This window comes from Neisseria sp. Ec49-e6-T10 (genome assembly GCF_051132615.1).
Lineage (GTDB): Bacteria > Pseudomonadota > Gammaproteobacteria > Burkholderiales > Neisseriaceae.
The window spans coordinates 1,631,290-1,657,679 of sequence record NZ_CP152375.1; the positions used below are offsets into that span (position 1 = coordinate 1,631,290).

At 36.4% G+C, this 26,390-nt stretch carries 27 protein-coding genes; 10 read left to right on the forward strand and 17 right to left on the reverse strand.

Going from position 1 to position 26,390, the window contains the following annotated elements; translation table 11 throughout:
• Positions 1 to 8: 8 nt before the first annotated feature.
• The 8 genes from AADH04_RS08500 to AADH04_RS08535 form a co-directional block, all read right to left on the reverse strand.
• Positions 9 to 935, reverse strand: coding sequence for a type IV secretion system protein (locus tag AADH04_RS08500; protein WP_434776863.1), 927 nt, complete (start codon positions 933 to 935; stop codon positions 9 to 11).
• A 59-nt stretch (positions 936 to 994) separates the two neighbouring features.
• Positions 995 to 1,210 carry a hypothetical protein gene (locus tag AADH04_RS08505; RefSeq protein WP_434776864.1) on the reverse strand — a complete coding sequence of 72 codons (216 nt, stop codon included), beginning with the start codon at positions 1,208 to 1,210 and terminating at the stop codon, positions 995 to 997.
• 18 nt (positions 1,211 to 1,228) lie between these two features.
• Positions 1,229 to 1,879, reverse strand: coding sequence for a type IV secretion system protein (locus tag AADH04_RS08510; protein ID WP_434776865.1), 651 nt, complete (start codon positions 1,877 to 1,879; stop codon positions 1,229 to 1,231).
• 106 nt (positions 1,880 to 1,985) lie between these two features.
• Positions 1,986 to 4,382: a conjugal transfer protein gene (locus tag AADH04_RS08515; RefSeq protein WP_434776866.1), complete on the reverse strand. Its 2,397-nt coding sequence runs from the start codon at positions 4,380 to 4,382 to the stop codon at positions 1,986 to 1,988.
• Positions 4,297 to 4,722: a VirB3 family type IV secretion system protein gene (locus AADH04_RS08520; RefSeq protein WP_434776867.1), complete on the reverse strand. Its 426-nt coding sequence runs from the start codon at positions 4,720 to 4,722 to the stop codon at positions 4,297 to 4,299. The genes AADH04_RS08515 and AADH04_RS08520 overlap by 86 nt, the downstream gene beginning before the upstream one ends.
• A gap of 16 nt (positions 4,723 to 4,738) precedes the next feature.
• Positions 4,739 to 5,050: a TrbC/VirB2 family protein gene (locus AADH04_RS08525; protein WP_434776868.1), complete on the reverse strand. Its 312-nt coding sequence runs from the start codon at positions 5,048 to 5,050 to the stop codon at positions 4,739 to 4,741.
• A 73-nt stretch (positions 5,051 to 5,123) separates the two neighbouring features.
• Entirely contained in the window at positions 5,124 to 5,849 is a 726-nt protein-coding gene (locus AADH04_RS08530; protein WP_434776869.1) for a lytic transglycosylase domain-containing protein, read from the reverse strand.
• Positions 5,850 to 6,135: 286 nt separating this feature from the next.
• Entirely contained in the window at positions 6,136 to 6,348 is a 213-nt protein-coding gene (locus tag AADH04_RS08535; RefSeq protein WP_434776870.1) for a hypothetical protein, read from the reverse strand.
• Positions 6,349 to 6,526: 178 nt separating this feature from the next.
• Between AADH04_RS08535 and AADH04_RS08540 the strand changes: the two genes are divergently transcribed.
• Both AADH04_RS08540 and AADH04_RS08545 read left to right on the forward strand, forming a co-directional pair.
• Positions 6,527 to 8,992: a DNA/RNA non-specific endonuclease gene (locus tag AADH04_RS08540; protein WP_434776871.1), complete on the forward strand. Its 2,466-nt coding sequence runs from the start codon at positions 6,527 to 6,529 to the stop codon at positions 8,990 to 8,992.
• A gap of 10 nt (positions 8,993 to 9,002) precedes the next feature.
• Positions 9,003 to 9,449 carry a hypothetical protein gene (locus AADH04_RS08545; protein ID WP_434776872.1) on the forward strand — a complete coding sequence of 149 codons (447 nt, stop codon included), beginning with the start codon at positions 9,003 to 9,005 and terminating at the stop codon, positions 9,447 to 9,449.
• Positions 9,450 to 9,838: 389 nt separating this feature from the next.
• Here the strand turns inward: AADH04_RS08545 and AADH04_RS08550 are convergent, their stop codons facing one another.
• Positions 9,839 to 10,285 carry a DUF3592 domain-containing protein gene (locus tag AADH04_RS08550; protein ID WP_434776873.1) on the reverse strand — a complete coding sequence of 149 codons (447 nt, stop codon included), beginning with the start codon at positions 10,283 to 10,285 and terminating at the stop codon, positions 9,839 to 9,841.
• A gap of 150 nt (positions 10,286 to 10,435) precedes the next feature.
• Here AADH04_RS08550 and AADH04_RS08555 point away from each other — a divergent pair, with 150 nt between their 5' ends.
• Together AADH04_RS08555 and AADH04_RS08560 are read left to right on the forward strand one after the other, a co-directional pair.
• Positions 10,436 to 10,930 carry a hypothetical protein gene (locus tag AADH04_RS08555; RefSeq protein ID WP_434776874.1) on the forward strand — a complete coding sequence of 165 codons (495 nt, stop codon included), beginning with the start codon at positions 10,436 to 10,438 and terminating at the stop codon, positions 10,928 to 10,930.
• Between the two features lie 290 nt (positions 10,931 to 11,220).
• Positions 11,221 to 11,400, forward strand: coding sequence for a hypothetical protein (locus tag AADH04_RS08560; protein WP_434776875.1), 180 nt, complete (start codon positions 11,221 to 11,223; stop codon positions 11,398 to 11,400).
• 393 nt (positions 11,401 to 11,793) lie between these two features.
• Here AADH04_RS08560 and AADH04_RS08565 read toward each other — a convergent pair whose 3' ends face one another.
• The 3 genes from AADH04_RS08565 to AADH04_RS08575 all read right to left on the reverse strand — a co-directional run bounded on the left by AADH04_RS08565 (position 11,794) and on the right by AADH04_RS08575 (position 14,304).
• Entirely contained in the window at positions 11,794 to 12,138 is a 345-nt protein-coding gene (locus tag AADH04_RS08565) for a hypothetical protein (RefSeq protein ID WP_434776876.1), read from the reverse strand.
• A complete protein-coding gene (locus AADH04_RS08570; RefSeq protein ID WP_434776877.1) occupies positions 12,135 to 13,574 on the reverse strand; it encodes a hypothetical protein in 1,440 nt (479 codons plus the stop codon). Before AADH04_RS08570 ends, AADH04_RS08565 begins: the two co-directional genes overlap by 4 nt.
• A 154-nt stretch (positions 13,575 to 13,728) precedes the next feature.
• Positions 13,729 to 14,304, reverse strand: a complete 576-nt coding sequence (locus tag AADH04_RS08575; protein ID WP_434776878.1) for a nucleotidyltransferase family protein — start codon at positions 14,302 to 14,304, stop codon at positions 13,729 to 13,731.
• A gap of 643 nt (positions 14,305 to 14,947) precedes the next feature.
• On the opposite strand from AADH04_RS08575, the gene AADH04_RS08580 reads away from it, so the two are divergent.
• Positions 14,948 to 15,742 carry a M50 family metallopeptidase gene (locus tag AADH04_RS08580; protein WP_434776879.1) on the forward strand — a complete coding sequence of 265 codons (795 nt, stop codon included), beginning with the start codon at positions 14,948 to 14,950 and terminating at the stop codon, positions 15,740 to 15,742.
• A gap of 44 nt (positions 15,743 to 15,786) precedes the next feature.
• Here AADH04_RS08580 and AADH04_RS08585 read toward each other — a convergent pair whose 3' ends face one another.
• The 5 genes from AADH04_RS08585 to AADH04_RS08605 all read right to left on the reverse strand — a co-directional run bounded on the left by AADH04_RS08585 (position 15,787) and on the right by AADH04_RS08605 (position 20,238).
• Positions 15,787 to 16,563, reverse strand: a complete 777-nt coding sequence (locus AADH04_RS08585) for an amino acid ABC transporter ATP-binding protein (protein ID WP_434776880.1) — start codon at positions 16,561 to 16,563, stop codon at positions 15,787 to 15,789.
• A complete protein-coding gene (locus AADH04_RS08590; RefSeq protein ID WP_434776881.1) occupies positions 16,544 to 17,197 on the reverse strand; it encodes an amino acid ABC transporter permease in 654 nt (217 codons plus the stop codon). The genes AADH04_RS08585 and AADH04_RS08590 overlap by 20 nt, the downstream gene beginning before the upstream one ends.
• A gap of 89 nt (positions 17,198 to 17,286) precedes the next feature.
• Entirely contained in the window at positions 17,287 to 18,102 is an 816-nt protein-coding gene (locus AADH04_RS08595) for an amino acid ABC transporter substrate-binding protein (RefSeq protein ID WP_434776882.1), read from the reverse strand.
• 187 nt (positions 18,103 to 18,289) lie between these two features.
• The gene (locus tag AADH04_RS08600; protein WP_434776883.1) at positions 18,290 to 19,258 is read right to left on the reverse strand and encodes an MBL fold metallo-hydrolase; all 969 of its coding nucleotides are present in this window, start codon (positions 19,256 to 19,258) and stop codon (positions 18,290 to 18,292) included.
• A 23-nt stretch (positions 19,259 to 19,281) separates the two neighbouring features.
• A complete protein-coding gene (locus tag AADH04_RS08605) occupies positions 19,282 to 20,238 on the reverse strand; it encodes an NADP-dependent oxidoreductase (protein WP_434776884.1) in 957 nt (318 codons plus the stop codon).
• Between the two features lie 126 nt (positions 20,239 to 20,364).
• Here AADH04_RS08605 and ampD point away from each other — a divergent pair, with 126 nt between their 5' ends.
• The 5 genes from ampD to AADH04_RS08630 all read left to right on the forward strand — a co-directional run bounded on the left by ampD (position 20,365) and on the right by AADH04_RS08630 (position 26,320).
• Positions 20,365 to 20,925 carry a 1,6-anhydro-N-acetylmuramyl-L-alanine amidase AmpD gene (gene ampD / locus AADH04_RS08610; protein ID WP_434776885.1) on the forward strand — a complete coding sequence of 187 codons (561 nt, stop codon included), beginning with the start codon at positions 20,365 to 20,367 and terminating at the stop codon, positions 20,923 to 20,925.
• 76 nt (positions 20,926 to 21,001) lie between these two features.
• A complete protein-coding gene (locus AADH04_RS08615; protein ID WP_434776886.1) occupies positions 21,002 to 22,225 on the forward strand; it encodes a cell division protein ZipA C-terminal FtsZ-binding domain-containing protein in 1,224 nt (407 codons plus the stop codon).
• A gap of 21 nt (positions 22,226 to 22,246) precedes the next feature.
• Positions 22,247 to 24,634 carry an NAD-dependent DNA ligase LigA gene (ligA, locus tag AADH04_RS08620; protein WP_434776887.1) on the forward strand — a complete coding sequence of 796 codons (2,388 nt, stop codon included), beginning with the start codon at positions 22,247 to 22,249 and terminating at the stop codon, positions 24,632 to 24,634.
• 6 nt (positions 24,635 to 24,640) lie between these two features.
• Complete coding sequence (gene galU, locus AADH04_RS08625) at positions 24,641 to 25,519, forward strand: UTP--glucose-1-phosphate uridylyltransferase GalU (protein ID WP_434776888.1); 879 nt, start codon at positions 24,641 to 24,643, stop codon at positions 25,517 to 25,519.
• Positions 25,520 to 25,612: 93 nt separating this feature from the next.
• Positions 25,613 to 26,320, forward strand: a complete 708-nt coding sequence (locus tag AADH04_RS08630; protein WP_434776889.1) for a hypothetical protein — start codon at positions 25,613 to 25,615, stop codon at positions 26,318 to 26,320.
• Positions 26,321 to 26,390 lie beyond the last annotated feature (70 nt).

Sequence of the window (26,390 nt, forward strand, 5' to 3'; positions counted from 1 at the left end):
TATAATGTTTAATTTCTTTTGATACTCCCACCACTACCACTTCCTCCACCACCAAATTTAAGAGAAGGCATCTTGATATAATTACCGATGGATGTCATTGTTCTTGTTATACCCCCCATACTTGCACCTCCTGTTAAAGCAGAAGCGATACTAGAAACATTCCATGCAACAACCAAAAAAACCATTGTTGAGGTAATAAACATACAAGCTAATGGTAATAGCACAATTAAAGAGTCTGCTTTACTAACAATTAGAACCTCTATATGGCTATTAAAAAAATCATGTTGCAATGACCCTAGAATAACATAAAAAACTATTGTAACAACATAATTTAATACTTGACCAATCCAATTCATTCCCCATTGTCTTGTCGCTGGAAACAACATGGTGCCTATAAATACGGGGCCAATTAATATCACCATCGCCAATGATAATTTAGCAACTAGATAGAATGATAATATAGCGGTAAAAAACACTCCTGCAAGCAAAATAATTACACCACATAACCCATAGAGTCCTAATGTGTTTGAAAATTCTGTTACTGGAAGACTATCTGCATATGCTGTCGTTTCTGTTGTTAGCTTCAGTATTTTATTAAAACTAGCATCAAGGGCATCTGTAGAATATTCACCTGTCCCAAACATACCACTAATAGCTTCAGGCATTCCATACATCAGATTTGCTAGTTTATTGTATGTGCCTGCATTAAAAGCGCAGGCGATAATGACTAGCCAACCTATCATCCTCTTACTAAAATCCATGATGTTTTCATCTAACCCTCGGTTATAATAACTAATCATGACCAGTAGAACATACACACCAAAGCCAGCAGCAAACAAAGGAGCTATACCAGAAATTAAATTGGCAGACTTAGCAAATAAATCTGTTCCCATTCCGTGAAGTAGTCCATCCGCTACATTTGAAAAGTAACCCACTTTTATACTCCCATAAAAAAATGCCCTTTATAAAAGGGCATCATCTACTATTTGTTAAATTAAGGTCTATTAAACGGATAGCCAAACTCTTTTTCAAACTCCACTTTACAGGCGTCCCAATCTCTGGTTTCGATGTGCCTTGCATGACAACCTGTTAGCCAGCTACTTTCTTTGTGTTGTTGTTCAGGTGTTTTGTCTTCCCAAGCAACAGGTTCATTTGAACAACCCATCAGTAAAAATATAGGGATCAATAAAGTAAGTGCTATCCGCATCATAAGTCTCTCCTTGATTAATTATTTACAGGCATCCCAGTTTCTGGTTTCAAAATTTTTAGCATAGCAGGCTGAGCGATCAGCACGTTTATAGTGCTCTATTTTCTCCATCTGTTCTGCTAATCTAGCCATCATATCCAATTTGGTTTGATTGTTCTGAATAATAGCACTTTCCGCTGCTATTCTGTTCTGTAAATCCTGTGCGGCTTTAATATCTGTGGTCGAATCAATCTTCTTGATCATCTTTTGCAGATTATTTAAACGTAATTTTGTGTCATTAAATGCCTGCACTGAAGAATCATAATTATTCACCAACTGTTTCATGGCTGTGTCAGGGGTATAGGTTTTACCCTGAATCATTTTTTTATAATCAGTATTGGCAATACTGCCATACAAATCTTTCCATTCTGTAGGCAGTTGTTCCAAAGCTGTTTCAGAGAACGCACTACCAACCCCCTTGGATCCAGTTAACGCCGACACCTGATTTTTTAACTCAGCAATCTGTTGGATCTGATTATCAATTTGCTCTTTCATATGAATAATCTGTTGTAAGGCATTGGCAGCATTTGCCCCATCAAAAACAGGGATACCACTTGCGTAACTTGTGACAGGCAATATCAGCATACAAGCAGATAAAATAATCGAGATAAAATACTTTTTCTGGTTTTTCATAATAAAACTCCATAAATTAATAATAAAAAAAACCGCATAGTGCGGTAGGTAAAAAATGATCAGATGAGCAGTGGTGAATAAAAATGATCAATAAATATTCACATTTTTAAGATTTACGCTTTTCAGCACGTTTGACTTGTAACCTTTGTACAAATGGCTCAAGCCACTGTTTAGGCTCTTCTCCATGTTCCTTCATCACCTGATACAGTATTTCTACGTTATCAGCAGAACCAGATAAAATGGGGATTTCGTCACTAAAGCCATATAGATCAAGTTTGGCAAAAGCTGACTGGCGACCTTGTTTGACTAAAAAGGTACGGCTGTCTGTAGAAAGCTCTGATAATTGTTTAAACTCCTTTTCTGTTAAACCACACCTTTGATAACTGCCTTCATATTCTGCATCAGGATTAGGTAAAAATATCTTGGTGGGTGTTTGTTGAATAATGGCAGGGAATATGGGGCAATTGATGGCATCTTCAGGCGATTGAGAAACCAGAATTAACCAACCACCCAGTTTGCGATCTGTTTTGAGTATCTTCAGCATGATTTCCTGTAACGCCTGAAACCGAGCGGCATACCAGAATTCTTCAATAATGGTTGCCAATATGCCGTCTACTTTACTGACCCTGACCATCATTAAATTACGCAGATGAAACATAAAAGCCAGAATAGGTGCAGTGGGTGGGTAGTCATCCTTCAATACTGCTGTTAAATCAAAACCAATCCGATAAAAGCTTTCAGGGTCAAAAAGGTTAATTGGGTTGTCCAGACACCAAGCATAACGACCGTTTTCACTACGACACCATTTACTTAAGCGGATTCTCAATGAGTTAGGATCATCAGAATGAGGAATACTTTGTAGCAATGTACTGAAGTTCCTGTTCTCCATATCTAGGTCAAGTGTGGCATCCACAGCAAATTGAACTTGTTTTTCTTCTACAGCAGTTATTTTGCCCTCTTCATCTGATCCACACATAGTCACTAATGTATAGAGAAATTCTCTGTTGACTGGTGTCACAGGTAATTGAAATGGATTCAATCCTGTTGGCTCTCCAGCTTCCAGTGCAAAATACTGACCACCAATGGCACGAATAAAAATTTCCATCCCTCTGTCTAAATCCATGGCAAAGATAAAGGGATCAAACCGTTCAACAAAAGAAAGAATGGCAGTTTGTAGCGTGGTTTTACCTGTACCAGTTGCCCCTAAAATGAGAGTATGGCCCGCCACTTTTTCTCCAAGGTTGTCTTCTTTTTGATTGGTGAAATGGAAGTTAAAGTCATACACGGTTTTGGATACGGTTTGCAGTGGCATCACGGCGGTTCCATCCCCAATTGGATTACCATGTGATTTACCATGGGAATAATTGTGTATGCCAAAGGTGGTGGCCAAATTTTCGGTTGTTTTAGGGTACTTTCTGGGTTTTTCCTGACTATTGGGTACTTGGCTGAAAAAGGTTGCAGGAGCGGATAAGGTGGCTTTGGTAAAACGATACCCGCCAGAATTTAAAAAAGCAGCATAGGCTTTGGAACCATTGTAAGTCGCTTCCTGTGGTGTTTTACCATAGACCACCAATGCGGCATGATACTCACCAAACATCAATTCTCCTGAAGTCAGTTTACCTTGTCCCTCAAGCAGCTCATCTATTTGTCCTTGTGCTTTATCACCCACTGACTGAAGGTTATTCATTTGTCGGTTGATTTTTTCTTGCATAGCATAAGGGTTGATGTACACCAAAGATTGGGTCAAGGTAAATTCACAAGACAATGTTAATATCTGGGTCAATATCTTGGGTTTAGATAAGCCAAAATCCTTTAAATCAAACATCACTGCATATTTTCTATTGGCTTGGTCGGGTCGAATCTCCAATATGTCTGAGCCAAAGTGTAAATTGGCATTGGCTAGGTTTTGGTACGCATCGACACTGGATAAAGGTATTTTTTGTTCTGTACCATTAATCAATGAACCAAAGAACTCATACACTTCAGAAAATAAAGTGCCTTCTTGATTCTGATAAGCGGTCAGCAAATACGGATCATAAACATCTAAGGACTTCATCATAATATCAATCAGCTCTTCAGCCTCTTTGATTCCTTCATCAATATCCGTACTTTTAACCAAGGCCGTAATATAAAAAAGATTCTCAAAATAATCTTCATCTTGAAATCGCTTGAGGTATTTACTGGCGAACTGCTCGCAAAAATCAGTAGAAAACGCATAATCCCGATCAAAGTTGATCTTTTTACGTTGAAGCGTTGTCCAAACAGAAAGCCGATTACCCAAAGTTTTGCCTAAAGCAGCAAACAGGTTTCTTAGCCCAACAAAACTGGTGTACAGGTGTTTATCGTCCACACCATCAAAAGCCAATCCTTCCATTCTGATGACAAAACCAACATAACCTTCTTTGTACCAGACTAGATTATCTGTGACGTGTTGGCAGATTTTCGGTAGAAAATCGGATTGAGCTGGCTGTTTTTTTAGAACACTGCTCAAAAAATCGCTCATAATCATTTAAATTTCTCCCAAACTTGGTAGAGATAATGGTTAATGTTCCATTAAATAAGGCTATATTTTTCTTTCTAAAAAACCATTTCACTTCAAGAAGAATGATCTTGAATGCCTGATCATCATTTGCAGAGATGGTTTTAAGGAATAATAAAAACGGAATAGGTAACAGTAAAAACAACATTGCCTTTCCTTGAAGAAAAGGCAACGCTGCCATCACTGCCATTACCGTCACAAATCCTGATATTGCCAAAGCAATTAAAGGAATTCCCCAAACCATTGCTTCACGAGATAAAGCGTTAAAGGTCGGGCATTCTCTATCGATAGGATTTTCTTTCATATAATGGCCACTCCTGTTAAAACGTCATGCTGCCACCTTTGGCAAATAACCAAGTCGCAATCACAATGCCTGCACCCGCACCAACAATCCATAATCCCGTTTCCAGAATATCACCCCAAGTTTTACGTCCCATAAAGCCCTGAGCGAATTGCCAAAGTAAACATATTGTGGCGACAACACCAACAACGACATAAATCCCGTTTCTAATCATTGTGATCATTGAGGTGACTTCACCTTCAAATCCCGCTGCCATGGTCAGTGGACACAACACGCTTAAAAATGCAGCTAATAACCATTGTGATATTTGAGACTTTTGTAATGCTTTCATAAATAAATTTCCTTCTTACGGACATAAAAAAAGCCGCCTATAGCGACTGAGTGAATTAAAAATGATCAACAGGTCAGAACTCGGCGAAGACATCCCAAGATTGATGTGGCTTGCTGCCCTCTACTGGTTCCTCCCTGTTTGATTCAACTGTTGAAACAATAAGACTCTTTTGTGGTTTATTTCCTCCTGTATTGGTTGTTTGCGCTTTTGCCTTAACTGGCACAGCTTTGGTTGAAAAACTTGGATCTAACTTAGGTACTTTTAAAGTGACCTGTTCTGTATTACTGCCTGCACTGGCGAGTACCTTACGTACATAGCCATTATTAAAACCCCGACTAAATGAGCCTGTGTTATAAGCTGATAAAGCCGCTTGTAGTGCTTTTTGCCCATCACCATGTATCTTCTTTGCCCCTTGATAGTTTCTGCTCAGAATCAAGGCAGAGGCTTTTAGGTTCTGGCAAGGATCAAAAAGCTGTTCAACAGTCATCTTAACCACACCAAGATTGGCAGAGTTGATTTGGGCAATGCCCATATCAATGTTTGCGCCCTTGGCAATTAAAGATTTAGCGATAGAAACTGCTTCTTGATGGCTTTTGGGTTGCCTAGAAAGTTTAGCCCCTCTATTGACCCCAATTGCATAAGGATTAAATCCTGATTCCGTTTTAACGATTGCCGCTAATGTGTGAGAAGACACATCAGGTACACACCTTTTAGCCAGCTCATGAAAATTTACTGGCTGAGCATAAATAAAAGGTGTGAATGACAAACATAAAAAAGGAAAGAAAGTAATTGCTTTCATTATCTTCCTTTACATGAATACTTATTTGAAAAAGAAAACTGAGAAAAATACCAAAGAAATATACAAAAAATTAGAAAAATCTGTCTAATACTCAATATAAAAACCCAATAAAAACGAGGATCTAATTTTACAATTTTTTAGACAATAACCTATATAACTTATTGTATATAAATGTTTGTAAGGCTGTCTCATAATCCGTTGGTCGTAGGTTCAAGTCCTACTAGGCCCACCATATAAAATAAGCCTTTCAAACGAGAAGGTTTTTATTTATCGTTCTATATTGTTGTTACTTGGTCGGGGTGCTTTTTTTGCCTAGTCTATATCGCATATAACGCACTGTCATCGATTCATTTTTATACCCTAACTGGTTTTTTTCCGCCGCTATTCTTTGTGACTCTTTTTTATCAGTGCTAGCTTGTGTCCTTAAATCTTTGAATGGAAAATCATTAAAATTAACACCAGCAACAATATGAGCATTATCAAACAGAGTACGGAACATGCAAAACTTTTCATTTGTGCGCTCTGTAATCTCACGGGTAGTGATACTGCTGCGCTCATCAAAGGTTAGATAACACGCCCTGCCTACCCGTATACCCCTCACCTCCTAGGAAGTACCTTTACAGCATATAATATTAAAGTATAATTCCTATTTCATATATTTGTTGGGTTTCTTTGGCATGGATGAAGAGTTTCAGTTAAGTCTCAATCAATCTTTTGCTGATCAACAAAGATTACAGAGAGAGCAAGAAGAACAATTACAACGCCAAAAAGAAGCGTTAGAGTTGGCACAACAGAAGGCTCCTGAACTCAATGAAACCGTAAAAAATGCCTTTGACCAAAGCACATTTACCCATCATCTAGATAAATTAAATCCAGAACAAAAAGAAGCTGTCTTTGATGGCTTAGCTCAAGATGTCGCTCTTAAAAGTGGACGCAAAGAGAATATTGATATTGAATTGATGTATTACAGCCCTCAAACAGGTTGTTTAATGGCTAATATAGGCAACAATAAATATGCCTTTGTAAATGTAGAAGAAACTCTAGCAAAACATGGGTTAAGTGTCGATAAAGAATTATTACAAGCTAAAGCACCAGAAAAAGCCCCTGAGAAACTAAACAAAGAACAAGAGCTGATTAGTGAACATTTTAATCGTTCCTATCCACCTAAAGGAAGATTAAAAGAGATTGTTCAACAGATGAACAATCATCAAGTAGACAAACAATTATCTGAATTTACCCCAAAAGAACAATACATCTTAAAAGAAGCCGTAGGATTTGTTACACATGATTATGCTGGTGATCCGCCTAAAATTAATCAGTTACAGATTAATCAAGAAGAAATTCAGCTTAATTTAGGGAAACAGAATGAACAGTTCAATCTATCCACACCAAAAATTATAGCTGGAGAGCCATTAGAAGACAGCATAAAAAAACCTGTTGAAACACAATTAGAACCAGAAAATACTGAACATAAAATCATTGCCCAAAAAGGCGATACTGGCTGGAGTTTGGCGCAAAAATTAGACTCAGAGCATCCATATGAAGCTTTAGGGGTTTTGTATCGATCAGGACAGATAAAAGACATCAAGCTCAAAGATGGCAATCAACACATTATTCCTAATATTCAACCCAATAAAGAATATACCTATGACCGTAGCCAATATACAGAAGAGCAACAAGCCAAAAATGAACAAGCAGGACGTCAAATTGTTACAGGTCAAAGCCTAGCCAATGAACATATTGATCTGGCTAGAGCTCAAGCATTAGAAGAACAAAGAGAACGAAATCCTAACTTACAGCAACAAACCCAAATAACTCAACTCTTTCAAAATATCAATAATCAAGTAGCCAATAATCCCAATATGGCAAATGGTTTAAGTAAACAAGAACTAGAAAGTGTTATTAAAGAACAATTATCTCGTTATCAAGAACACAGTTTAATTAATAAAGGTGTTTCAGTTGCTGCTATGCATAAATTCAGTCAGAGTGAAACATTACAGGCTGCTGTTAATCGTTCAGATAAATCAATCAATACAGTAGAGGCATTACAGTGGGTAAACAATACCGCCCAAAATGTGCCTTTATCTAATATTCGTCCTCTTACAGCACAACCAAGCGTGATGCCTATCATGAAAATGACCAATTATGAGGGTAAACCGTTAACAGAAGTAGAACAAGCAGCCTATAGTAAAGGGGCTAATGAGTCTATGCTCAGTGGCTTAAAAGAGATGGTAAATGATGCTAATTTATTGTCTAAGGATATCCTCAATACAGTAGGTTATTCGCTGTTAGGTGGCTTATATGACCAAACAGCAGCCAGTGAAAGTATTCATCGGAATAATGAACGCATTAATAGCCTATTCAATTCAGTAGGGTTTTTGGCTGGTTCTGCTACAGGTCAGACGATGTATTATTCAGCGCATCCTGATGAATTAATCAAAGGTGTTAATGGGATGCTGGTAGATCGTCAGGAACAGGTACAACAGCTCAAAAAAACAGGAGATTATTATCAACTGGGCATAAACGATGGCAAAATTGGCTTTGAGGTATTATCTGCTGTCGCGCCTATAGGGATGACTAAGAATGCTAAGAATATATCTAAAGCTGCTGATGTCTTACATGACACAAACAATACCATTAACTTAGAAAGAAAATTAGGTAAAGCAGAAATTGCTGTTAAAGCTGATATTATTAGGGATGGCAGCCATTTAACAGAGGGTAAATTGGTTCCTAATGTTCGCTATAAATCTGGTGAGTTTGAATATTTATATAAAACAGATGAATTAGGGCGAATCAGAGAGTTTAAAACAGATGCTTTACAGCTTACAGAAAGAACTGAACGCGTACCTCATAACTCAAATACTCTAGGTAAACTGGAGGGAGATCATGCGGGGCATTTAGCTGGTGATCGCTTTGGCGGTTCTCCAGAATTAGATAATCTTGTTTCTCAATTAAGTGAAGTGAATTTAAGCTCCTATAAAAGACTGGAAAATCTTTGGGCAAAAGCACTTCAAGAAGGAAAAGAGGTTTCGGTTAGTGTAAAAATTAACTATGATGGTGCTAGTGTGAGGCCAAGCGGTTTTGATGTTAAATACAAAATTGATAATAGAGATATTATCAAAATCTCAATAGATAATAATTAGGTAAAATTTTATGAAAGTATTTGAAGATTACTTCTCAGAGTTACAAGCTGATATGGTTTCTATTGCTTTGGAATATGTAGATAATGAAGCTGATTATATATATATATACTGCTCATATGAGCCAAATATGTATTATTTCGATTTATTTTATAAAATAAATAATAAAATCGTAAAAAAACATAATTTAAATATGGCCACCTTAATCGAAAAAAAATATGATACTTCAGATGAAAGACAGGAGATTGTTTTAGATATTGGATTGAAAAATTTGAAAAGCATAAAAGAGGTTTGTAAAAAACATGAACGACCAATGCCAACAGAAATGAAACTAATTTATGATGTAAAAGCCAATAGCTTAGAGGCAAAATATCAATATGATTTACTTTATTCAGATAAAGAAGAGCTTCTTCCCATGGATATCTTTGAACAATGGTTTGAAGAAGTGAGCCAACAATAAAGAGTAACTCTAATATTTTTATGGTGTAGAAGTGGTGTAAATTTACATAGATATTTTTTAACTATCCTTCCACGAACACTTTTAAAACAAAGGGCTTAGGGCATAAGTGGTAGAGATGGTGCCATTTTTTGATGTTTTTTTGTAGTTAAAATGTAATATATAAAAAAATTAAGAATCTTGAAAACCTATGGATATTTTCTACAATTATAGAAAAGTGTAGAAAATAAATTTAGGGGTATATTTTTAGATTGAATTAAATAAAGTTAATATAAATTAAATAGATAAAAATTTAATTCAAACTCTACTAGGCCCACCAAAAAATTAAACCTTTCAAAAGAGAAAGGTTTTTTTATTTCTTTTTTTATACTATTCGCTTGTATATGGAGAGGTCAGAAATCTGGTTTCATTCTTGATACTTTTATAGCTGCTCCAATTAAGCCAAAACTAAGTATGACTTGAATAAATCGATAATAATAATTTAACCCTGCTTTTGGAATAAATTCTTGAGGATTGGTTGGGTTATATAAGATATCAATCTTTTTTCCAATAGAGTTCAAGCTGTTCATATGACAGCCATTTACTTTACTTTTATATTGTTTGCCATCCTGGGTATAATATTCAACGTGAAGAGTCGTGTTTTTGGGGCAATAAATATCTAATTTTTTCCATAATGGATCAGATTCTTTTTTATATATTGTACCAATAGTGGCAATACCTGTACTTTTTGATGCATTAAGTTTTAAAATTTTGGCACTTTCTATTACACCTGTCACCAGAGTTGATATTGCAATAAACCAAATAAAATATTTTGTTATAAAAAATAAGATCTTGTTCATACATTATAACCTTTAATTTAAATGAAAAATTCATAAAATAAAATAATTTTAACATAATAAATTGTTACATGTAATTTTATGGTGTGATGATTTAAAATACGATAAAATGATGTATAAATTTTTTGTATGTGATGCGTATTTGGAGTTTCAATGAGTAAAAATATATCTAATCGTTATATAAGATTAGATTCGATCATTGTATGTATTAATACGTTATTAGTACTAATTATTGTATTTCCAATTGTGATAATTGAAAATATAATAATGCGAGTATTTACCGTATTCATGGTCATTTTGATTGGTATCGCAATACATTTTATAAAAATTTATGTATATAAAAGAAATAATGCACAAATATATTTAGATTCAAGAATAGTATATGTTTATGGTGATTCTTTATATGTACAAACTAAAAAAGGAAGCCTGTTTAAAAACTCAAAAGGTTTTTCATATATTGTTCCCTTTAACGAAATTTCTAATATTAAATTTGTCATGTCTATTAAAATAGGGTTTATATATCACCATTTATATGAAATTCACTTTAAGCAACAACATAAAGACCTTGAAAACCCAATGTTATATGCAAATTTATATTTAGCATCTAAAGACCCTGTATCACCAAAATCAGTTGTATCTGATATTTAAAAGGCAATTGCTGAAAAAAATAAAAATCAATAATGCACTATAGTAATTTTTTGATTTCTCTTGTTCTGCTTTCTTTTAGTCTTAATTATCTTTAATACAAGTTAATAGATATTGTAGATTACTATCCGCTTAAGTTTTTAAATACATTAATGTGATAGCCAAGTGATATTGAAGGGATATTAAATTATAAATTATTTTGTTTTTTTAAAAGTTTTTGTTGATAATTTGCGATTGTTACAATAAAATTTGATATAGGTAACTATGTGTTTAAAACAAAGGAAGATTAAATAATGAAATATTTGGCTATCTCGTTTTTTGTGCTTTTTATGAGCGCGTGTACGGTAACGGCAAAGACACCAAATAAAGTGGTTATTGATTCTGATGGCGTGTCTATTGAAAATGGTAAGGGACATGGCCACGGCAATGGTAATTTCTGTCCTCCTGGGCAAGCCAAAAAAAATAACTGCTAATTCACTTTTGTTTTAATAATTTTATTGTCTTTATCAACTATATGGTGCAGCGAACACCATGACGTGAAGCCATTAAGGTTTTTGCATAAGAATATCGCGTCTGATATGTACTATATTTATCTGAAAATGGTTGTTCCTTAATATTTAAGCTTTTTAACTTACTTTCAAAATCATCAAACGGCATGCCAATTTTGGCTTCATTGCACATTAGTTGCCTTTATATTGCTGTATTTTCGAGTCTGCTGCCATCAGTAACAAAATAATAAAATTATACCCACGATGAATATTGCATATGCAGCAGATAAATAACCAATAATTTTTAATAGCAAAAAAACTGTTTGTTTATCATTTTTATTGTTTTCTATATATTTAAATTGTATTTTCTATACTAATTTAATCAACTTTGGCTTCTACAATTAATCCGTTTTCAACTATTACCCTACATACAAAGCCCGTGCCTTCTGAGGTCATTATAGGTTTGACATAACTATAGCGTAATTTATTTTTCCCTAGGTTAGTCTTAATATATCCATCTGTTATGCCAAGATTTTTTAATTTTTTTTCAAAATCTTCAAATTTCATTGATGCTTTTGCTTCATTACAAATACGTTGACGATCTTCTTTCGCATTTTTAATCCTGACACTATCAGTAACTATATTGTAACCACCAATTAAGAGTAACAATAACCCTATACATCCAATCAGCACAATGATCGCTAGAAATAACTTTTTTATCATTTTTTATTACTTTCTATACATTCACCTGGAATGATATTTTTAATAAATGTGCGATTGTCCTTTGTGGTTGGAAAACCGTCAATCCAGCCTTTTAAGCCATATTCAAGCTGTCCGAAGTCGGGTGGTGATGCTGTACTAAATAAACCAATATTCTTTGAAGCAAAATACAATGGGGCCGCTGCAATTCCTACAATATGATATGTCTTGCTTGCTATAGGTTCATTGTCATCATTTTGTATTGCTTTAGCAAAAAGATAATGTTCGGCCTGTGTTTTTGCAGGCGTTCTTTCCAGTTTCTTTTCTTCAACTGATAACCAATGAGCGTCTTTCCATGTTTTACTATTTCCAGCCCACTCCTTAATCCAGTATTCAGGTGTATCATATTTATAAGGATTTTTTGCATTACAGTTGCCAGTATATTTATTTGGCGTAGAGTTGATTATATCAACTTTCATTGTCAGCATATTTTGAATGGAAACTTGTTTGTTGAATAATGCTTCTTTATCTAATTCAGTTTTCTTATCTTCTTCTTGCTTTTTAAATAGGGTGCTTAAATAGTTTTTTTCTTCAGCCTCTTGTTGGGTTTGTTTTTGTAATTTATGATTAATTAAAGTCTCCTCACTTATTTTTTTAGAAGAAATTAAACTAAGTTCTTCTTTTTGTGCATCCCTATATAGGGTTGAGTCATAACTATACTCTTTGCCAGGGCGAATATTAGGGATGATATGGCCATTATTTCCTTTTATATATTTAATTTGTGCTGTCACCAGTAAATGCCCTAACGCTGCTTTTGGATTATGTTGATCTAATTGTTTGGCAATAGCTATTGCTGAATCGCCGTTTTTGGCGATGGTTGTGTGTAATGTTTTAGGGTAATACTGTTCTAAAATTTTTTGTGGATTTAAAATAATGCGTTTATGGGGTTCGCCAACGAGTAGATGAATTTGATTATTTTTGATATCAAAGTAATGCACTTTTGGTGGAGTGCCAGCATTATCGTCAATTGCAAAACCAACGGCCTGAGTTAATAGATAACGCTCTTTTGAATTAAATTCTTTGAGTTTCTGATTAACATGAAACATTTCAATATAATCATTGATCTTTTTTAGTCTTGTTGGTTCAGGCAATTCTCGATTGAATAAATCATCACGCTTAAGGGCGTTATTAACACTCAATGTTTTTTCAATATCTATATGAACAATGCTACGTTTATCCGTGTATGCCAGTAAAGATTTTTTATCTTCAGAAAGGGCAATGTGAATAACATGACTATTATTTTTTTTGGCGACTTCAACAGACAGAGCTTCCGTAAGTTGTTTTTGTTGTTCTTTTGAATATTTGTCTATTGGGGTATTTAGATTTATTTGTTCTTCCACTTCTTTTTGAGCATTAGGTAGGTTTTTTGTTATTCTATCCAGCTCTTCTTGCTCTTGCATCCAGCGTTGCTGTTGCAATATCTCTAAGTCTATTTCTAGTTTTGGACGTTCCATTAGTAAAATAATCTATTTGAATATATTGCATTGTACCAATGTTTTTTGAAAAAGAATATATGCATAAATATTTTTTATGTATAATGAATAGTTGAAATATTTAATATATGATGGTTACTTTTGGCCAACGATTTACATATTGTTTTTCTTTAATACGTTGTTCATAGTATCCACGGCTTATTCTTGTTGGGTTCCATCTAATAATCATATTCAGAAGATCTGTAAGGCCAAAAGGAGCAATAATATCTAAAGTGTTATCTTCAGATAGTTTTATGGCAATTGACGTTGCAGTCTCAGGCCATGTGGCAATCATTTCTTGTAATGTTGAAAGGGGAGAAACGTGGATATTAAAATATTCAGCATACCATTGATGAACATTGGCTTGATTCGTAACATCCCACTGATACTGGGGAAATAAAGTGGTAAGACATTCCTTAATTTTGATTTCTAATTTTGAATCTTGGCTATTTAAATCAAAAAATACAACATCTATATCTGAGATTGGTTCTAAAATAGGTCTTTTATGTAAATGTCCCCAAACCACATCACGAATGACGCCCGCGCCAATGTAGATATTTGTTAGTCCAATATCTTTTAGTGTAGTCAAAATGTTCATTAGCCAAGCGGTATTTTGAATAATTTCTGTAAAAAACGTACTTTCTTCTAAATGATTCAATTTATTTCCCAGAATGGTTCAAATATTTAGTTAAAAACATAAAAGAGTCGTTGTCTATAAGTTGTTAATTGTAAAAAATATACTATAGGTTTTGGTATGGTGATAATTCAAAGCTCTTCCGGTAATAGGTTTTTATCTATGCTCGTATTAAGTATTATAAATTAAGTTAAGCGTAATAATGTAAACTTGGTGTTATCTATATGCTTTTGGCGTATATTTTGAGATAAAGACTTACATGTTGTTATCTTCTTTTTTTATCGTATAGGTATCTTTAAATAATAATTGTTGCAAGAAAGTCATTTCTGTATCGCCATGTAAATAGTGAATGGTTTCTGTTTTCTCAACAATCTTTAATCTTTACTTTTTCATCTGTTGTGTCCGAGTAACTTGTATAAACAAGAGTTATTGTCGCAATAATAATCAGTTTTAATACAAGATTGCTTATTTTAGTGTATCAAGTTGAACTTGATTGTTACATGTAATTTATATATCATTACATGTGATTTTTGCAAAGGTCTCACAAAAGGGTTTATTGTTTGGTCATTTGGTTTGATACACAATGGCACATTGTGTTTATCATAGGAAATAGTATTTCTGTTTTTTTATGATAAAGATATAATATATCGAGAGTGAATCTATACTGATGAATAATTTTTTAAATACTGAAGATTTGTTCCCTCAAAAAAATATGATTTATGCGCAAAGAAAGCGTATCTTGCTGGCTTTTGTTGTCAACTTGATTGTGCTGTCTACACCTTTAAGTCGTTTTATTGCTTCTTATTATAATATTGCCGTACATGAGTTAGGGCATGCTGTTTTTGGTTGGCTTGCTGGTTATCCTGCTATTCCCGCTTTTAATTTTGTGCATGGTGGTGGAGTAACATTCACAATGTCTCGTTCAATCATTGTATCTGTATGTATTTATACAGGATTGTTATTTTTCTACTATAAGGTGATTCAGTTAAATAAGGGGCTCATAAGCCTAAAAAATATTCTGATTTTTATTGCATTTTCCTTATTCTTTTTTATTGAACCATTGCATCGGTCTGTTGCCATTTTTATGGGGGAAGGCATGTCTGTGCTTGTTGGTTTAATTTGTTGTTATCTGGGGCTTAGTCACTATGTTAAACGCCCTCAGTATGAAAAAAACATTTTGCTATGGTTAGGTGTGTTTCTTTGGTGTCATGTCTGTAAGTTTTGTTATGGGCTCTATTTTGACAGTGCATATCGAGAACGATATATGAGTGATCCCTCCTCTGGTATTACCAATGATTTTGTTAAATTGTCGCAAATGTCTGGTTGGCCCATCACAGTGTTTGTTTTCTTGCTGATTGTGTTTTTGATTTTTTCTGGGTTTGTTTTGATTAAAGCCATTCGTTACCCCGACAATTTATTGGCAAAATGGATTGAAGATTTTCGAAAGATTATGGGTATTTAATTTATATGTTTTAGGGAATGCTGAGCATTCCCTTTTTTGACGCGCTAAAGCATGGTGCTTAAAAAAGCTTTGGTTCGTTCATGAGTGGGATTATTGAAAAATGCTTTTGCTTCTCCCCCTTCAATGATTTTGCCTTGATCCATGAAATAGACTTTATCCGCCACTTCTCGTGCAAAGGCCATTTCGTGGGTGACAACCAACATGGTCATATGTTCTTCTGCCAGTTGTTGCATGGTACGCAATACTTCTCCTGTCAGTTCAGGGTCTAAGGCTGAAGTAGGTTCATCAAACAACATGATTTCTGGTTCCATTGCTAATGCCCGGGCAATAGCGACTCGTTGTTTTTGTCCGCCAGATAATTCAGATGGATAATTATTTTTTTTGGCCAATAAACCAACTTTATCCAATAATTTTTCGGCAATGGGGGTAATGGTTTCTTTTTTTACCCCTTTTACGGTTATAGGCGCTTCAAGAATGTTGTTCAAGACACTCATATGAGGGAAGAGGTTAAATTGTTGAAATACCATGCCCATTTTTCGGCAGATTTTACGGATTTGGTGGTCTGCAACATATTTGCATAGACCATTTTCATCTGTACTGACCAGTATTTCGCCTTCAATTTCAATTTGTCCTCTATCAATGGTTTCCAAATGGTCTAAACAACGTAATAAAGTACTTTTCCCTGAACCTGATGGACCAATAATGGCGACAACTTCTCCTTTATGAATTGCTAATGAGACGCCTTTTAATACTTCAACACCAGCAAAGCTTTTGTGAATATCTTGCGCATGAATCATCAAATTAGTCGTTGTAGACGGCATAGCGTTTCTCCATTCGCTGAAATCCCCAAGTCAGGATCAAAGTCATGATCAGATAAAATACGGCAGCAACAATAAAAGGGGTAATGGTGAAGTCTCTTTGTACAATATTGCGGGCAGCACGTAATAAATCGTTCAGTGCCAAAACGTAAATAAGAGAAGTGTCTTTGACCAAGGTAATGGTTTCGTTGCTTAGTGGGGGTAAGACTCTTTTAATCATTTGTGGCAGAATAATACGACGCATGGTTTGTGGATAGGTTAATCCCAGCACTTTCGCTGCTTCATATTGTCCTTTATTGATTGATTGAATCCCTGCACGGAAGATTTCGGCAAAATAGGCGGCATAATTTAAACCAAATGCCACAACGGCTGCTGGAAAATCGGGTAAACGCACACCAATAACAGGCACAAAGGGTAATGCATAATAAATGAAGAGCATTTGCAGCATCAGTGGCGTGCCACGCATAAGCCATATATAACCATTGACTATTGTGCCAACAATACGAAAACGTGATAAACGCATTAATGCCAGTATCAGACCAAGTGGAATAGACAAAATTAAGGTAATGAAAAACAGCTTTAAGGTAATGGTTGTGCCTTGCCAAAGCGGGCCTAACATTTGAATAATATAATCCATTGATTAGGCTCCAATGAATAATGGGGATAAAAACCGAAAAACGCTGCTTACACAAGGTAGAGCAGCGTCATGTATTAAAGGACAACGAATCATTTAATGATATCCTTACCAAACCACTTGGTTGCAATTTTAGCGGAAGTGCCATCTTGCTTCATGTCATCCATGGCTTTTTGCAGTTTACTTAGAAGCTCAGTGTCTTCTTTTCTGGCGCCAACACCATATTCTTCTGTACCAAAATTGTCTTCTAGTACAACATAATCATTTGGTTTTTTTGCAACATAGTAACGACCAACAACTTCATCAACAACCAAAGCTTCAATACGTCCAGTTGTCAGATCCATAAGAGCGGTAACATTGTCGCCATATTTTTTAAGTTCTTTTAGCGTTGCAGCTGTTTGAGCGTCTGCTTCTACCGCATTAACTGCGCTACTGCCATCTTGTACGCCCACAACTTTGTTTGCTAAATCTGCTTTGGTTTTAATAGGGGAGGTGGCGGTAACGATAATGATTTGATGGTTTTCCATATAGGGTGTGGTAAAGTTGATGTTCTTTTTACGCTCTTCAGTGATGGTTAGACCATTCCACAGTAGATCAACACGTTTTCCATTAAGCTCGGCTTCTTTGGCGTTCCAATCGATTGGTTTAAATTCAACTTCGTTACCCATTCTTTTAGCGGCTTCTTGTGCCATTTCTATATCAAAGCCAACAATCTGACCTTGTTCATCACGAAAACCCATTGGGGGGAAATTATCATCCAGTCCAATCACAATTTTGGTATTGGCTGTGGCGGTATTGTTTTGAGCATTTTGATCGCTGGCGGCATTGTTGTTAGCCTCATTACCACAGGCTGATAATAATATGGCCGATAGGGATAAGGTGAGTAGGGTTGACAATAATTTTTTCATACTGCTTAGCTCCTGATTGGTGGCGTGAAGTAAAATGATTATGCCTGTCTGATGAATATGATTGGCGCCAGTTATTATCCCTGTAAAGATTATATTTATCAATATAAGGGACACATCCTTATTTAATATATTTTTTCTTAGATAAAAGAACCTACTATTTTTAATTTGTAGGTTCTTTTTTATGGTCTTATTTTTCTACTGGTGTATATTCAACGGGCACCCAAGCATAGCCTTCTTTTTCAGGCCGAACATGGCCAAGCCCTGGGAAGGGCAGATGTGCACCACCTACTAATAATTGATCTTTTGCTGCTTGTGCCAATATTTTCTTTCTAGAAAGAACAGCTTGTTTAGGGTCTGAATCAAATTCAATCGCTACATCTGGTTGAGTAAATTGTACCGCGTGGCTATGTAAGACATCACCCCATATTAAAATACTTTTTTGTTTAGAGTTGAGTAAGAAAGAAGTATGCCCAGGCGTATGCCCAGGGGTTGAGACAATTTTGATTTCTGACAAGATATTGTCCCCTATATTAAAGGTTTTGAGTTTGTTTACTTGAACATAAGGTGCCACAGCATTTTGTGCCATTTTAAACAAACCTTGTATTTCAGGTGGTTGTTTATCCATTTTTTGATTCAACCAAAAATCTGCTTCTTGTTTTGCCACATAAATAGAGGCATTCGGAAATGCTGCTCGCCCATTATTGGCAAGTCCGCAGGCGTGGTCTGGGTGTAAATGGGTGAGCAAAATTGTGTCAATTTGTTCAGGTCGGTAACCTGCTGCCTTGATATTTTGTCCAATCATGCCGGATGTTGGCCCAAAACATTGAGCCGCACCTGTATCAATTAAAATAAGGTTCTTTCCTGTATTAATCAGATAAGCATTAATAGAGGTTTGGACACTGTTATTGTGTGGCACAAACATGCGATCAAATAATTTATTTAAATCCTGTTCGCTGATGTTTTTTAGCTTACTGTTAGCGATGTTGGTGTAGCCATCATAAAGTGCTGTAACTTCCATATCTGCGACATTTATTCGATAAAAGCCAGGCGCTTGAGTGTGTTGTTTTGCAATAGGTGTATTTTGTGCATTTGCCATGTTTGGTATCCATGTTGATGCAAAAAGACCAAGAGTCAGTGCGAATATTATGGGTTTCATGTGATTGTTTTCTCCATGTTAAATCATGATTGTTGTAGGACGATTTTACCTTTTGTGCGCCCTGTTTGATTGGATAAGTGTGCTTCTCTTACGCCTTCAACGGTCATTGGATATACTTCACTCACATGTGGTATCAGTTTTTTTTGTTCAACCAGTTGTTTTAGTTTTTCCAAATTTTGCCCGTCTGGGCGGGTAAAAACATATTCTATTGTCAGGTTCAGTGCTTGTTCTTTTGCACAAACCCTATCTGCTCGTTTATGTGTTGGTGAGCCAAAAATAGTGGCAATAATGCTATTGGGTTTCATTTTTTCTAAAGCTTCTTCATATGCTTCAGAACCTAGTGTATCCAACATAAAATCAAAATGTTTTGATGTTGCTCTTATGGATTCTTGATCGTAGGCAATAACATGATCCGCCCCCAGTTTTCGGACATAGTCGATGTTTTTTGTGCTGGTGGTTGTGGTGACATGTGCGCCTAAAGCTTTTGCTATTTGTATTGCTGTTGAACCAATTCCGCCACTTCCAGCCAAAATCAACACTTCGTCATTTGCTTTGATTTTGCCTACTTCAACAAGCGCCTGCCAGACGGTTAGGCCGACCAAAGGTAAAGCGGCTGCTTCTACATAAGAGATGTCTTGCGGCATATGTGCCACAAACTGGGCGGGTACGACAATTTCATCTGCGTAGGTGCCTTGTTTTTCGATTTCTGGCCTAAAAAATACATCATCGCCAACTTTAAATTCTGTCACATTTTGGCCTACAGCTTTAATGATACCTGCTGCATCCCAACCTAATATTAAAGGCAATTGGTAGGGTAAAGCATCTTGGAGCCAGCCTTCTCTTATTTTCCAATCAACAGGGTTAACGCCACTGGCTTTAATATCAATCAGTACTTCATTGTCTTGTAATGTTGGGGTTGCAATGTTAACACTGACCAGTTTGCTTTCATTGCCGTATTCATAAATACCAATGCCTTTCATCTGGAAGATCCTTTTTTTTGAGTGTGTATATTGATTTGGTTAGTTTAAATAGGGTCGAAATAATTTTTGCCTTGCTTTAATGGAGCCATTACAATGAATTGATAAGCAAAGGACACATTATTTAATATGATCATTAATGAAGAAGGCTGGTTAGTCAATACCCATCATGTATTTTCGCCTAATTATGAAGCACGAAAAGAGTCTGAAATCAGTTTGATTGTGTTACATAATATCTCATTGCCCCCATTTGAATATGGGCAATGGGCAATTGATGATTTATTTACCAATCAGGTTAAAGTTGATCTTGACCCGTTTTTTTGTGTGATTGAAAAAGCACGTGTGTCCAGTCACTTATTATTGAATCGGCAAGGGCAATGGACTCAATACGTGTCTTTTTTAGATATGGCTTATCATGCTGGGGTATCATCTTTTCAAGGCAGAAGTGCTTGCAATCATTTTTCCATTGGTATTGAGCTAGAGGGATGTGATTTTGAGCCTTTTACCTTAGCTCAATATCAAGCACTGGTGCCAATGCTACATTTGTTATGTGTTCATTATGGGATAGGAGCCATTACGGGGCACCAGCATATTGCGCCCGATCGAAAAACAGACCCAGGTCATTTTTTTGATTGGAACATACTCAAAAGTGCAAGTTTGCCCATAAATTTTAATCAAAATAATGATTGATTCAAGCTAAACTACTGTCTCTTGTTAAGTTTTTCGTTATAATCGGGTTTTGATTGATCTAAAGTGAAGCGTAACGATGAGTGATTTACAACTGATATTGGTTTTGTTGATTATCGGCTTGGCTGTGGTTGCCTGTATTTTTGCTTATAATATTTATCAAGAAAATCAATTTCGTAAGAAAATTCGTTCCCAGTTTGGCGGCTCTCAAGAGGACGCTTTGCTTAATGTTTCTAAAAATCAGGTACGAGATGCGGAAGAAGAGCTGTTGCGCCCTGTTATTTTAGATGAAGAACATGCCTCGGCGCAGGCTGTATATGAAGTACCCTTTGATGATCCTGATGATGAGGAATTCGAGCCAGTCTTAACACAAGAAGAAAATGTGCCTGTTCAAGAATTTGTTTTTGAACAAGTTGAAGTGGTACAAGAGGAAGTGGTTAATCCTGTTGTTGACACAGTTGAAGGTAAATGGTTATTGGATTTAGATGATTTATCCAAAGTTAATTTGTCGTGGTTTGATAAACGAATTGATTACCTTGCTTTTGTTGCATTACCTTTTGCCCAAGAATTGACAATGGTGCCACGATTGAGTAATCGCCGACGTTTTCGTGTGGTTGGCTGTACGGTTAATAATCGTTTTCAAGAGGCAGAAGCCGTACCCAGTGTTCAGTATCAAGGTTTTGTCTTAGGGTTGCAGGCAATTGATCGCAATGGCTTAACCAGTGAAGCTGAGTTACAGCAGTTTACCGAACAAGCAGCAAAATTTGCTACACAAATGCAAGCTGGTTTGAAATTGACAGATCAAGCTGCATTTTTAGAAAAAGCTCAGGTGATTGACCATCTTTGTGAAGAAGTTGATAAAGTTATTGCCATCCATTTGGTGTCTCGCACTACTATCCCTGGTACAGAGTTGCGCCATGCATTAGAAGAGGCTGGATTTGTTTTAGAGCACGATGGGGTCTTTTATTTTAACGATGCAATGGAGCAGCCTTTGTTCACAATTGTGACGTTGGATAACAGCCCGTTTACTGCCCCATTGTTGGCTAAGCAAGCGTATCGTGGTTTCAGTATGCTTTTTAGTGTGGCTTTGATTGCAGATGGGGAGAAAGTCTTCAATCAATTTATGGAGCTTGCTGTGCGTTTTTCCAGCCAGTTACATTTGGATTTGGTAGACGATAAACGTCAGGAGCTATCAACCACATGGCTAAAAGAAATCAGAGAATATGTTGTGGTTGAACAGCAAAAAATGATTCAGGCAGATATCCCACCAGGTGGAGAGTTGGCGCAAAGATTATTTTCTTAATTGATTAAGTTAAAAAACAAAATGACAAATGAAGCTATTGTTGAACAAATGCGACAGCTGACTGTTCAACTGGAGCAGTATAATCACGAATATTATGTATTGGATGCGCCTAGTGTGCCTGACAGCGAATATGATCGTGTATTTCGGCAATTACAAGCATTAGAGTCACAATATCCTCAATTTAAGCAAGACAACTCACCCACCTCAAGAGTAGGCGGTGAAGCACTTAAAGATTTTCACTCTGTGACACATCAGGTACCAATGTTGTCTTTAAATAATGCTTTTTCTGATATGGACAAGAGTGATTGGTCCTTAAAACATGAAGAAGTTTTTGCTTTTATTAAACGGATAGAACAAGAATTAAAAGGCAAACCCTATACCATCGCAGCAGAACCTAAATTTGATGGCTTAGCCATGAGTTTACTTTACGAAAATGGGCAATTAGTACAAGCGGCAACAAGAGGAGATGGTGTCACTGGTGAGGATGTGACTGCCAATGTACGTACCATTCGTAAGATTCCTTTAGCCTTAAAAGGCTCATCCATACCCAAACGATTAGAAGTACGTGGAGAGGTATTATTATTTAAAAAAGATTTTGAAAGCCTTAACCATACACAGTTAGAAAAAGGGCAAAAGCCTTTTGCAAACCCGCGCAATGCTGCCGCTGGTAGCCTGAGACAATTAGATTCTAAAATTACAGCATCTCGACCTCTTAGCTTTTTTGCTTATAGTATTGCCCAGTTGGATGATAATGTTCAAATAAGTACGCATGCGCAAGAGCTTGAGTATGTGCACAGTTTAGGTATTCCAATTCCACCAAAGGAAAATTGGGGTATTTTTTCTCATATTGATGATGTTCTCCATTTTTACGAAAAAATACAAGATATTCGTGCCAGTTTGCCTTTTGAAATTGATGGCATGGTCTATAAAGTTAATGAACTTTCTTTGCAACAGGAATTGGGGTTTATTGCCAGAGCTCCACGTTTTGCTTTAGCGCATAAGTTTCCAGCTGAAGAAGCATTAACTGTGGTAGAAGCCATTGATGTACAAGTTGGGCGTACAGGTGCAATAACACCTGTTGCTCGACTGCAACCTGTATATGTAGGAGGTGTGACGGTTACCAATGCCACCTTACATAACGAGGATGAGGTCAAACGTAAAGATGTTAGGCAAGGGGATACGGTTTATATTCGCCGAGCAGGAGATGTGGTTCCTGAGGTGGTCAAAGTCTTATTTGAACGGCGCCCTATGCAAGAAAGGCAAGGTACAGATTTGTTTTCATCTGAGACAGAGTCCGTTTATAAAGCTTTTCAATTGCCGACTGTTTGCCCCGTTTGTGGTAGTCCTATAGAGAAAGAAGAAGGTGAAGCGATCGCCAGATGTACAGGCGGTGTGTTTTGTCAGGCGCAAAGAACACAAGGAATGATTCATTTTGCTTCCCGTAGAATGATGGACATTGAAGGGTTAGGGCAAAGACAAATCGAAAACTTAGTGGATACAGGGTTTGTGCGCACTTTTGCCGATTTATACCGTTTAAGTTTGACAGAGCTTCAGCAGATGAAGCAGCAATTAGATGAACAAGAGGGTATTGCTCCTGATCGTAAAGAGATACCAACTCGTTGGGCTGAAAATATTCTACAAGGGATCAAACAAAGCAAAAAACCATCATTGGCCCGTTTTTTATTTGCCTTAGGTATTCGCCATGTTGGCGAACGTACTGCCAAAACATTAGCGCAATATTTGGGGACGTTAGCCAATGTACGTCGAGCGCCTGCTCCTGTTTTGGCTTGTTTGCCTGATATTGGTGAAGTTGTTGCTCAGGCTATTGCCAGCTATTTTGCATCAGATATTCATGCTAAACAGGTCGATGATTTATTGCAAGTAGGAGTCAAACCACAAGAAAATTCAGTTGCCACTCAGTTGATGGATTTATTGGATCCTATTGATATTCTGACTCATTTGCCCAATATCAATGTATCGCGTGTTAAGGCAAATGATCTGTTAACTTTGGCAGGTCATTGGAATCAATTAATCACGGATAAAGCACTACCTAGTTATTGGCAAGATTGGGTAAGTGAACAACAAAATAGTGTATTATTGACACAGATTACCCAATTTTTACACGATATTCAAATTCAGAGCCAAGTTCATTTAACCGATCAAAATATTGAGCCGACATCAAAATTATCTGGTAAAAGTTTTGTGCTGACAGGTACCCTGCCTACATTAAAGCGTGATCAAGCTCAAGAAATGATAGAAGCTGCTGGGGGTAAGGTGATTGGCAGTGTCTCAAAAAAAACAGATTATGTTGTTGCTGGAGAAGCGGCAGGAAGTAAATTGGCTAAAGCCCAAGAATTGTCTATAGCAATCCTTGATGAACAAGGATTACTTGAGTTATTACAGGAATAAAAATATATGCAAACCATTCGTAAAGCAGTTTTCCCCGTAGCAGGAATGGGGACACGGTTTTTACCTGCAACAAAAGCCAGCCCCAAAGAAATGTTACCTGTTGTGGATAAACCGCTTATTCAGTATGCGGTGGAAGAGGCCGTTGCCGCAGGTATCACAGAAATCATTTTTGTAACAGGTCGAAATAAGCGCAGTATTGAAGATCATTTTGATAAAGCCTATGAATTGGAAACAGAGTTGGCTTATCGCAATAAACAACAATTATTGGCACATATACAGGATATTTTACCGAAAAATGTAAGCTCACTTTATATCAGGCAATCTGAGGCTTTGGGGCTAGGGCATGCTGTGTTATGTGCAAAACCAGCTGTGGGTGAGGAAAATTTTGCTGTTTTATTGGCTGATGATTTGATTGATGCGCCCAAAGGTGCTCTGGGACAAATGCTTGAAGTTTATAAAAGCCATCCTAATAGCAGTATTTTAGGTGTAGAGACAGTAGAACCGTCAGAAACAAGCTCTTATGGTATTGTGGAAATCGATAGCCGTGCTGGATTCTCGTATGTGAAAAGCATTGTAGAAAAACCTCACCCAGATGTTGCTCCTTCTAATTTAGCGGTAGTTGGCCGTTATATTCTCACGCCCAGAATTTTCCATCTGTTGACTCAAATTGGTAAAGGGGCTGGTGGGGAAATTCAATTGACAGATGGTATTGCTTTATTATTAAAGGAAGAGCCTGTTTTAGCCCATGCTTTTGATGGGGTACGTTATGACTGCGGCAGTAAATTGGGCTATTTGCATGCAACGCTGGCTTATGGCGTCAACCATCCAGAAGTAGGTTCAGAGTTTACAAAACTATTAAAAACATTTAGCCAGAAACTTAGTTGATTGGTTTTTGTCTGTACATAAAAGCAGCTCTTGTATTTAGCTAACAAGAGCTGTTTGTCTATTTTAAAAGATAGGTAGGTTTAGGTATTCCTTATGGATAAAAAAATGATTCAAGATTATCTTGATACCCAAAATTTGGCATTATCTACTCTTGATATTCAGGTGATTATTGCTGCTTTACACACAGTCATGAATGTTTCAACTGAAAAGCAGGCTGAAACATTAAAATTATCTCTACCTATAAATGAGCAAAATAATAGCTTTGATCATGGTGATATTAATCATTCAGTGTTTGATTTGTTGATGCAATTTGATCAGCAACAGGCCTTATTAGTGAATATCTGTGCTGTTTTGGATTCAGCCCAAGCCCAGTATGGGCAAGACTATTTAACTTTGTATGTGTTTCCTGAAAATCAGGCGGATGTCGATGTTGAAGAACAACAAAAACCGACCAGTACCTTGGTCAATTTGATTAATTTGTATCAACATCATCCCAGTAAGATCCAAGAAAGCCATCAGGTGATAAAAGAGGTGGAACAGGTAGGACAAAGTGGTTGGGCAATGGTGGTTGAAGACATAAAAAAATGGCAAAGCTTACATAATGATGTGGTATTTGATGATTTAATGGGTAGCTGCTTGTGTTTACCGATTCATACCGCCCATGGTGTGATAGTGGGTGTTTTATTGGCACAGCAGCAGGCAATAAATGGTTTTAGTCAGGAACATCAGGCAACTTTAGTTGCTTTAGTGTTGGTTCTACAATCATTATTAAAACAATTAAATTGGCGGACCATACATTAAAAAACAATGCAATAGAGTCATAACATACTTTAAAATAAAGAGACTGATACCATATTAAATTAAGTAGATG